Annotated in this window: 6 protein-coding genes and 3 tRNA genes; 5 read left to right on the forward strand and 4 right to left on the reverse strand. The window is 56.0% G+C overall.

Annotated elements, in window-relative coordinates; genetic code table 11:
* Positions 1-118 precede the first annotated feature (118 nt).
* The 5 genes from ACLPGZ_RS14090 to ACLPGZ_RS14110 all read left to right on the forward strand — a co-directional run bounded on the left by ACLPGZ_RS14090 (position 119) and on the right by ACLPGZ_RS14110 (position 5771).
* The gene (locus ACLPGZ_RS14090; RefSeq protein WP_239054535.1) at positions 119-703 is read left to right on the forward strand and encodes a hypothetical protein; all 585 of its coding nucleotides are present in this window, start codon (positions 119-121) and stop codon (positions 701-703) included.
* 216 nt (positions 704-919) lie between these two features.
* On the forward strand, positions 920-1519 hold the full coding sequence (locus ACLPGZ_RS14095; protein WP_009459745.1) for a TetR/AcrR family transcriptional regulator: 600 nt from the start codon (positions 920-922) through the stop codon (positions 1517-1519).
* Positions 1516-3168, forward strand: coding sequence for an MFS transporter (locus ACLPGZ_RS14100; protein WP_115633954.1), 1653 nt, complete (start codon positions 1516-1518; stop codon positions 3166-3168). Before ACLPGZ_RS14095 ends, ACLPGZ_RS14100 begins: the two co-directional genes overlap by 4 nt.
* Positions 3169-3183: 15 nt before the next feature.
* Positions 3184-4368: an HlyD family secretion protein gene (locus ACLPGZ_RS14105; protein WP_021446918.1), complete on the forward strand. Its 1185-nt coding sequence runs from the start codon at positions 3184-3186 to the stop codon at positions 4366-4368.
* Entirely contained in the window at positions 4365-5771 is a 1407-nt protein-coding gene (locus tag ACLPGZ_RS14110; protein WP_239054534.1) for an efflux transporter outer membrane subunit, read from the forward strand. The genes ACLPGZ_RS14105 and ACLPGZ_RS14110 overlap by 4 nt, the downstream gene beginning before the upstream one ends.
* Before the next feature lie 170 nt (positions 5772-5941).
* Here the strand turns inward: ACLPGZ_RS14110 and ACLPGZ_RS14115 are convergent, their stop codons facing one another.
* The 4 genes from ACLPGZ_RS14115 to ACLPGZ_RS14130 all read right to left on the reverse strand — a co-directional run bounded on the left by ACLPGZ_RS14115 (position 5942) and on the right by ACLPGZ_RS14130 (position 8658).
* Positions 5942-7909 carry an esterase/lipase family protein gene (locus ACLPGZ_RS14115; protein ID WP_239054533.1) on the reverse strand — a complete coding sequence of 656 codons (1968 nt, stop codon included), beginning with the start codon at positions 7907-7909 and terminating at the stop codon, positions 5942-5944.
* 444 nt (positions 7910-8353) lie between these two features.
* A tRNA-Gly gene (locus tag ACLPGZ_RS14120) sits at positions 8354-8429 on the reverse strand.
* A 37-nt stretch (positions 8430-8466) separates the two neighbouring features.
* Positions 8467-8540: transfer RNA gene (locus tag ACLPGZ_RS14125), tRNA-Cys, on the reverse strand.
* A gap of 42 nt (positions 8541-8582) precedes the next feature.
* A tRNA-Gly gene (locus tag ACLPGZ_RS14130) sits at positions 8583-8658 on the reverse strand.
* Between the last annotated feature and the right edge of the window lie 5 nt (positions 8659-8663).

Below are 8663 nucleotides of genomic sequence, written 5' to 3' on the forward strand. Positions count from 1 at the left end.
GTTCACAACGATGCGAGTTCGTCTTCCCCTTTCTGCTGTGCTTGCTGTTGCAACGTTGCAAGCTGCCTGGGCTTTTCCTGTGCAGACACAGAACAGTCTTTCTACTACGGAGAATGTCATGAGTACCACAATCAACAATCCGGCTGCCGCCTTTGTTCCTGAGGCTTACGTTCAAGTGGCCCAGCGGGCTGTCAGCGTGGATGGTGAAGCCGTTGTATTGACTCGTTATGAGCGTGAAGATGGTCGAAATTCAGGTTTGGAAGGTGAGCACTTCAGCTCTGTAGTGTCTGAGTCCGGGCGGCTGAAGGGCTTTGCGCATATCTCTTTGGACCTGGTGGATCGGCCCTTGCCCAGCGCTGAACGTAGTGAGGCGATCGCTCGTGCTTTCTTGAAGGAGCATGCCCCTGACCTGTTGCCAAAAATGGAGATTCATTGGGTCGATACCCATGATGAGCCTATCCGTGTAGAGCGGAATGGTCGTACCGAAACAGTGGCCTTGACCGGTATGAAAGTGAAGGCGCGCAACCTGGAGGATCGCCTGTGGTTCTGGGTCATTGTTGGGCCGGATGAGCAGCCCATAGTGTTCGAGCGCGACATTACCTGGATTACTTTCCCTGGCCATCGCAAGACAGAGAAGTGGCTGCATGATAGTTGGCTGAAGCAGCAAAAGACGGATTTTGCTAAGGGCACCCAAGGTGTTTAAGCTGCTTCCAGGGAGTATTTGACGCTACGTTGACAAGGCCCCGGTTCCGGTTTGGAAAGCCTTTGTGCAAGCGCAGTTTTAGCCGTTCAGGCCAAGACTGCGCGTGTTGGATTCAAGCCTTCCTCAGCCTTTATTTCATATATGGAATATCGTTTCTTACAGCTTTTTTAGCTTGATGCCTTTTTAAGCGGACAAAACTGTCCGTATAATTTCGGAATGAAAAACCGGAATTTACCTAATCGTTCTGATGCCTTGGAACGCCGGGAACTGTTGCTGGATGCGGCTAACACGGTCTTTAGCAAGTGTGGTGTCACGGCCCCTTTGGATCAGGTTGTGTCGCAGGCAGGGGTAGGACGGGCGACGCTCTATCGCAATTTCCCTGATCGGGCTGCCTTGATGGAGGCGTTGCTGATACGGGCAGCAGACCGGATTGAAGAGCGCTTCTTAAGCAAGCGCAAAGGCAATGCCCAGGACTTCAAGGTCTTGATGCAGGTGCTGGCAGGGTTCGCGCTGGAGTCGGCTCCCATGTCGGATTACTGGAAGGCGATTGACCCCAATCACCCCACCATTGTGGGGGTGCGCGCACGTTTGGTTGATCTGGCGCGCGAACCCTTGGCAATGGGGCAGGCCGCCGGGCAGTGCAACCCGGCCTTGCAGCCCACGGACATTCCCTTGTTGATTGGCATGCTGGCTGCCAGCTTGCGGGGGCGCACGGACAAGGAAAGGCTACTGTTCGTAAAACGCTCGCTGAAGTTCTTGTGTGAAGGCGTGTTGTTGCAGGTGGACCGTAATGCTCCCGATTGGGAGCCTGAATGAGTCAGTACATCAAGCCGCATCCACATTGGGAGGAGCATGAAAAGCCCTTCATGCCGGGCTCGCCATCGGCACCTCATCATGAATCGCATATCCGTGTGGCTTATGGTCTGGTTGCGATTCTGGTTGGTTTGACAGGTGGTTTGGGTAATGCCCTGGTGTCGGTGAATTTGCCGACGCTGCAAGGGGAGCTGGGGTTGACGCCCTCCGAGGCAGCCTGGTTGCCCGCAGCCTATGCCATGGTCAATATCACCGCCAATTTGCTGGTGTTCAAGTTCAGGCAGCAATATGGCATGCGCCTGTTTGCCGAGATAGGCCTGGGTTTGTATGCCGTTCTGGCTTTGCTTCATTTATCCATTAATAGTGCTGAATCGCTGATTTTTCTGCGTGGTGCCAGCGGGTTTTCTGGTGCGGCGGCCAGCACCCTGGGCGTCTTGTACATGCTGCAAGCTTTCCCCAGACGCCTGCTAGGTAAGGCTTTGGTGCTGGGAGTGAGTATCACGCAAATGGCGACGCCCTTGGCCTGGGTGCTGTCGCCGTCCTTGATAGAGCTGGGGAATTGGCACGGCCTGTATAGCTTTGAGGCGGGCATGGCCTTGTGCTCCTTTGCGGCAGTAGTGCTGTTGAAGTTGCCCCCCGGCTATCAGATCAAGGCGTTTGAAAAACTGGACTTCCTGGCTTTTGCCTTGTTTGCTCCGGCTGCCGGTTTGCTGATCGCATTCTTGACGCAAGGCTATATCCGCTGGTGGTTCAACGACACAAGCCTGGCCTGGATGGCGATGGCGTCCTTGTTCCTGTTCACCGTCTGTTCGTTTCTGGAATATCACCGCGTCAATCCTTTGCTGAAAGTGCGGTGGTTGGCGCAGGGTTCCACCATTTACTTTGCCGTCGGGGCCATGATTTTGCGCTTCATCACGACCGAGCAGAACTACGGCATGGTTAATATGCTGCGCAGTTTGGGCATGGGCTCGGAGCAGATGCAGCCTTTGTTCTGGGTGGTGTTTGTGGGCATTGTGTGCGGCATTGTGCTCAGCGCCATCACCTTTGGGCCCAAGACGATTCTGGTACAGGTGTTTGCCGCGATTTTGCTGATTGGCGTGTCCAGCTTCATGGATTTTGGGCGTACCAGCCTGGACCGCCCGCAGGACTTTTTCTATAGCCAGTTCGTGCTGTCCATTGGCGCGGGCATGTTCATGGGACCCTTGGTGATGATTGGCTTCAAGCAAGCCTTCAAGTATGGCCCTGACCATATCGTGACTTTTATTGTGCTGCTCAATGTCACTCAGACTTTGGGCGGATTGATGGGCACCGCGACCTTGAGCACGTTTCAGCAGCAGCGCCAGCAGCATCATTACGCGGCCATTGTCAGCCATGTGAATGTGGCTGAGCCTTTGGTGGCCAATCGTCTGAAACAGCAGCAACAGGCTGTAGGGCCAACAGTGACCGATCCGATGTTGAGGGCGGCGACGGGCACGGCTCAGTTGGCACAGATTGCCCGCCGCGAGGCCAGTGTCAGGGCGTACAACGATGTTTTTCTGTTGATTGGCATTCTGGCGACGGGCTTTTTGCTGTGGCCCGTGTTGCTGGCCGCTGGCCCCGCTATTCAGTCCAGACGAGCGCAAGCCGCTGCTGGCACTTCTTCGAATTCTTAAACCTGGTCCGTATTTATGAGTCAAGACACTTCATCTGAAAATCAGGATCGCAATAGTGAGCTTGCCGCGCCGACAGACTCGGATAACGATGGCAAGCTGGGTCCGAATACTGAACCTTCTCTGCCGCCCAAGATCATCAAACCCAGCAAACGCAGTGTCATTGCGATGGCCTTTGTATTGTTGGGAGGTTTGCTGTTGATCTTGTGGGCTTGGAACCTGGGGCCGTTCAACACCACTCGTGTCACTACCGACAACGCCTATGTACGTGGGCAAATGACGGTGCTGGCACCGCAGGTAAGCGGTTATGTGTCCGAGGTATTGGTGCAGGACTTTGAGCGAGTCCAGGCGGGCCAGCCTTTGGTGCGCATTGATGAACGCATTTATAAAGAGAAACTGCATCAGGCGCAGGCTCAACTGGATGCGGCTTTGGCTGAGTTGGCGAATCTGGATCAAGCCCAGGCACAGAACCGCGCCAGCCTGGATGCTCGCAAGGCGGCCTTGGTGTCGGCTCAGGCTGAAGCCCGTCGCTCCGAGGCGGATCGTAATCGTGCCAGGGAATTGGCAAACAAAGGTTCGATCTCGGTGCGAGAGCGAGATCAGGCTGTAGCGACTGCCGAGCTGGGGCGCGGCAATATGCTGCAAGCCAAGGCAAACATTGCGATTGCCGAAGAAACCATCAAGTCCACCGAGGTGGCTCGGGCGACCTTGCAGGCCAAGGTGAAATCCGCTGAAGCCGCCTTGGGTTTGGCTCGCATCGATATGGATAACACCGTGGTGACCGCGCCTGCAGCCGGTCAGGTCAGCGAAGCGTCTGTGCGTCAGGGGCAGTATGTGACGGCAGGTTCGCAACTGTTGTTTCTGGTGCCGGATACCCGTTGGGTAGTGGCGAACTTCAAGGAAACGCAGACGGCGGGTATTCATGTGGGGCAGTTGGCCCGATTCACCGTTGATGGTCTGGATGGCACAGAGTTTCAAGGTCATGTAGAGCGTATTGCCCCGGCCACGGGCTCCGAGTTTTCTGTGCTGCGCGCGGATAATGCCAGCGGCAACTTCACCAAGGTTGTTCAGCGCTTGCCGGTACGCATTGCTATCGATGCGGATCAGCCCGGTATGGAGCGTTTGCGACCTGGCATGTCCGTGATTGCCAAGGTGGATATTTCCGATAAGCCTGATCAAACAAAACAGGAGCATGAACAATGATCCTGTCTGCAAGAACGTATGGCATGGCCTTGTTAAGTGCTGCGGCGCTGTTGTCCGGCTGTATGCCTGCTTACCGGGTCGCACCCGAGCAGGCGCAGGTAGCCGTGCCATCCGGGTGGATAGGAGCATCCTCTGAAGGCACTGTGGTCGATTCGGCCTGGTGGAAAGCCTTTAACGATCCCGGCTTGAGTGCGCTTGTGGAAGCTGCCTTGGCACGCAATAACGATATCTTGAGTGCCGCTACCCGCATCGAACAGGCCAGGGCGGCCGTGCAGCTGGTGGATTCGTCCTTGGGCCCTTCCTTGGCTTTTGACACAGGCGCGCATGCAGAGCGGGCCCTGGGGCCTGGCGGTATGGCAATCAGCCGTGCGGTACAACCTGCCTTGCAATTGAATTGGGAGCTGGATCTATGGGGGCGCTTGAGTTCGCAGGCGAAAGCGGCTGAACTCAAACTGTCTGCTACGCAGGCGGATTATGATGCCATTGCCTTGAGCGTCGCCTCCGAGACAGCACGTACTTATATTGCCTTGCTGGGTCTGGATGCACAGTTGCAGCAGGCCAAGGCCACCTCTACCTCCCGGACAGAAGCCTTGCGCCTGGCGCAGGAAAAGTTTGATGCGGGCTATATCTCCCAGCTGGAGTTGACCCAGGCCCAGTCCGAGCTGGAAGCGGTAGAGCAGCATATTCCACAGCTGGAATTGGCGATTAGCCGTCATCACAACGCTTTGCGCCTCTTGTCAGGGGAATTGCCTGCGGTTTATGAACAGAGCGCCAGTTCCACCTTGTCGGCTTTAGAGCTGCCTGCACCGGGCTCTGGCTTGCCGTCCGAGCTGCTACGCCGCCGTCCTGATATTGCGCGAGCAGAGCTCGGTTTGGCTTCCAAGGACGCGTCCATGGCAGCCAGCCGGGCTGCCTTTTTGCCGCAGGTTTCCTTGTCGGCACGGGCAGGGGCTTTGTACGTCAGCGCCTTGAGTTATGACCCGACCAAGATCTGGAGTTTGGGTGGCAGCATTCTGGCACCAATTTTTGACCGTGGTCGTTTGCAGGCGCAGTTTGATTCTGCAACAGCCCAGCGCGATGAGGCGGCCTTTGCGTATCGCGGCGTTGTTTTGACGGCCTTTTCCGAAGTGGAAAACGCCTTGGCGGGCCAGCGTCGTTTTGCGCAAGAGTTAAGCCACGTGACCGCACGTCGGGACGTCTTAAAGCGCTCCTTGGAGCACGCCCGCAATCGCTATGAGGCTGGCTATGCGTCTTATCTGGAACAACTAGATGCGCAGCGGAATCTGTACGAGGCAGAAAATCAGGTCATCGCCGTGCGGGAAAGCCAGTTGCAGAATATGGTGGATCTGTACAAGGCACTGGGCGGTGGTTGGGATTATGAAAAGGCGATGAAGCGGGGGTAACTTGAAAGAGTCGGTAGAGGGACCCTGTCAGGTGGAGCATGTGTGTTCTTGGGATGATGTCAGGGGTCTGACCCTTGGACTGCCTTAGCAACAGCAACAGCAAGAAGCAACTCCGCCTTCCTTCCTTCCTTCCTTCCTTCCTTCCTTCCTTCCTTCCTTCCTGCTTCTTACTACTGTTCCCGCAAAATCCGCCGAATTTCCAGAATTGCCTCGGGCGTTTCCTGCACGCTGTGGGAGAAGGGAATCACCAGTTCCGAGGTCGCACCGGGCAGATGGGAGCTTTGATAAGGCACCAGCCCATCGTCCGAATACAGCAGGTCTTTTTTGGGCGTGTCATTGGCAATAATGCTGTGATAACGCACTTGCGTGGAGATCGGCATTTTGGAGGTGATCTGCATGAATGGATCGCTGTCGCGCAGGCTTTCCACGCCATTGGGCAGGATCAGCATCTCGTCTTTGGCGGGCGTGTTGCCCACAGCCACCTGGCTAAGCTTGTTGAGTTGAGTCACCACCGTAACCGGCAAGGTAATCAGTGCTGCCGCCAAGCGTGAAATACGATTTCCCGCAAACGGTGTGCCCTTGTGAGGCGCAGCAATAAAGATCGCTGTCGTCACACCGGGCAGGGGAGAGAAGTGCACCACATTGCCAAACTCCTGATTCATTTTGGCGATGCTGACATCATCCATTTGATAACGGTCGCGGGCTGCGTCTTCCAGCAGATTGTCGGACGAGGACACCAGCAAACGTCCCAGCACACCGCCCATGCTATGGCCGATCACCACGATATTGTTTGAGGCAATGGCCTTCCTGTCCGGATCAAAATGCCGGAAGGTTTCTGTCAGGGCTTTGCGAATCTCGGCATTGTTGTAGGGCAGGGGCAGATTGGTTGGATAGTAGACCTGCCAGATCTGATAGCGATCCCGTAATTCTTCATCGCCCAGCACCTCATTGGCGACGTTAATCCAGGCTTCCGGGCTGCTGGCCAGGCCGTGCAACATGATGATGACGCGGCGATTCGGGTCATAGGGTTGCAGCAGGAACACATGCGGGGATTCAATACCACCGTCCCGTCCCAGGACGGTGCGCAAAGCCTGGGTCGAGAAGTCCGAGCGCGCCAGCCATAGCCCGTAGGCAGAGGTGTAATTGGCCGCCAAGGGCACTTGCACGTCTTTCAGCTTGACGCTGGTTTGCTGGTACGGATCGTAGCCAATAATGGTGGCGTCGCGAGTTTGCAGAACCTGGGACAGGGTTTCGCCGGGGAAAGTAATAATCCCCGTCACTGCCTGGAAGGGCGGCTCGCTATAAGTGCTTTGAAAGCTGTTCGGCGTGACATCCTTTGACTCGTTCACGACCACCATCTCGGCTCCAAAACCGTCGCGCCGATAAATGCTGCGCACCCCGCGGAATGTTAATTGGGAGGCCGGAATCAGCTCATGGGGCTGAGGGGCGGTGGCATCGCGTACCTGGGACAGATCACCACGAATACGCCACCGACCAATCTCGATAGTTTTCTGGAAGGCGTAGCTGGTGTCGTGATACTTGGCAAACAGCAGCATGGTCGCTTGCTGCACCGCGTAGTTGTAGTAGTCACGCACCTGGGTCTGGCGGTCTTCAAATGCCCGGTCTCCAGGCCTGCGATCCGTGAAGAACAGATAGGCGTAGGCATAGCGGGCGCTTTGCAGATAGGCATCGAACAGCTCGGTCGAGAAGTCTGGCCGGGCATTGCGACGCCCCTGCAAACGCAAGGCCTCTTGCGTCCAGATCTCGGCCAAGGTGGCCATGCGCTGCTCGGTGTCCAGATTCCACAGCTCTGTCAGCCTGGAAGAGCAGTGGGGAATATCTTTAGCACATTGCTCGGGCGCGATAGCCAGACTGGTCAGCGTATCGCGTGCGGAAGCGCTGAGTTTATTAGTGGTAAGAATGTCGCCACGGCGTTGGGCAATGTAGTCCTCGGTGCTGACAGTGGCGATTTTGACGCCGGCGCAGCCGCTCAGCAGTATGGCCAGAACTGTGATGGCCCCAGCCTTGTGTAGCCCGCTCCTATGCTTGCCAGATACAAGCCGCTTCAAGCTGGTCGCGATGGCTTGTACCGGTGCCAGGTCAAGCAGCGTGTTCCGTACAGGATTAATCAAGGCCATCACGTTCTACAGTGGGTTCGTTGACGGGTTTAGAGGAGCTTGGTGCCGTGATACGGACTCAAGCAGCTGTCCAGCGGCGTCAAATCGGCAGATTTGGGGAATGTATCCGTGTGCGAAATGCGATATTAACCTAAAGGCCTGGTACTGGCAGCAGCCGGATCTGGGCTGTGCAAAGCGTGCTTGGTTTTCTTTGCTGCGGGCGCGGTAGGTGGCGGGTGTATTCAGTCTGTATGGAGGCACTGCGTTCGTAGGCGCAGCGTTCCAGGCATCGCTGCAATGTAGAGTGCTAATTCTTGATGAGGGGCTAGCTTTAAGCGTGTAGGGTGGACCCACATCAGAGCGTGGTGGAACTATCGGTTTGCTCTTATGGTGTTTTAGCTGCTCTAACGCTTGCCTGCAGCAGAAAAGAAAAAAGCCCAAACCGAAGTTTGGGCTTTTTGAATTTGGAGCGGGAGACGAGTCTCGAACTCGCGACCTCAACCTTGGCAAGGTTGCGCTCTACCAACTGAGCTACTCCCGCATTTTTTACTGCACTACCGACTTGTGACCAGAATTACTGGAGGCGCAAGCCGGAATCGAACCGACCTAGACGGATTTGCAATCCGCTGCATAACCACTCTGCCATTGCGCCGTGGTCGATTAAAAAGGGAAGCCTAGGCTTCCCTTAGGAATCTGGAGCGGGAGACGAGTCTCGAACTCGCGACCTCAACCTTGGCAAGGTTGCGCTCTACCAACTGAGCTACTCCCGCATTTT

Origin of the sequence: Alcaligenes sp. Me129 (genome assembly GCF_050487245.1) — a bacterium.
In the GTDB taxonomy this organism is placed as follows: domain Bacteria; phylum Pseudomonadota; class Gammaproteobacteria; order Burkholderiales; family Burkholderiaceae_B; genus Alcaligenes; species Alcaligenes phenolicus.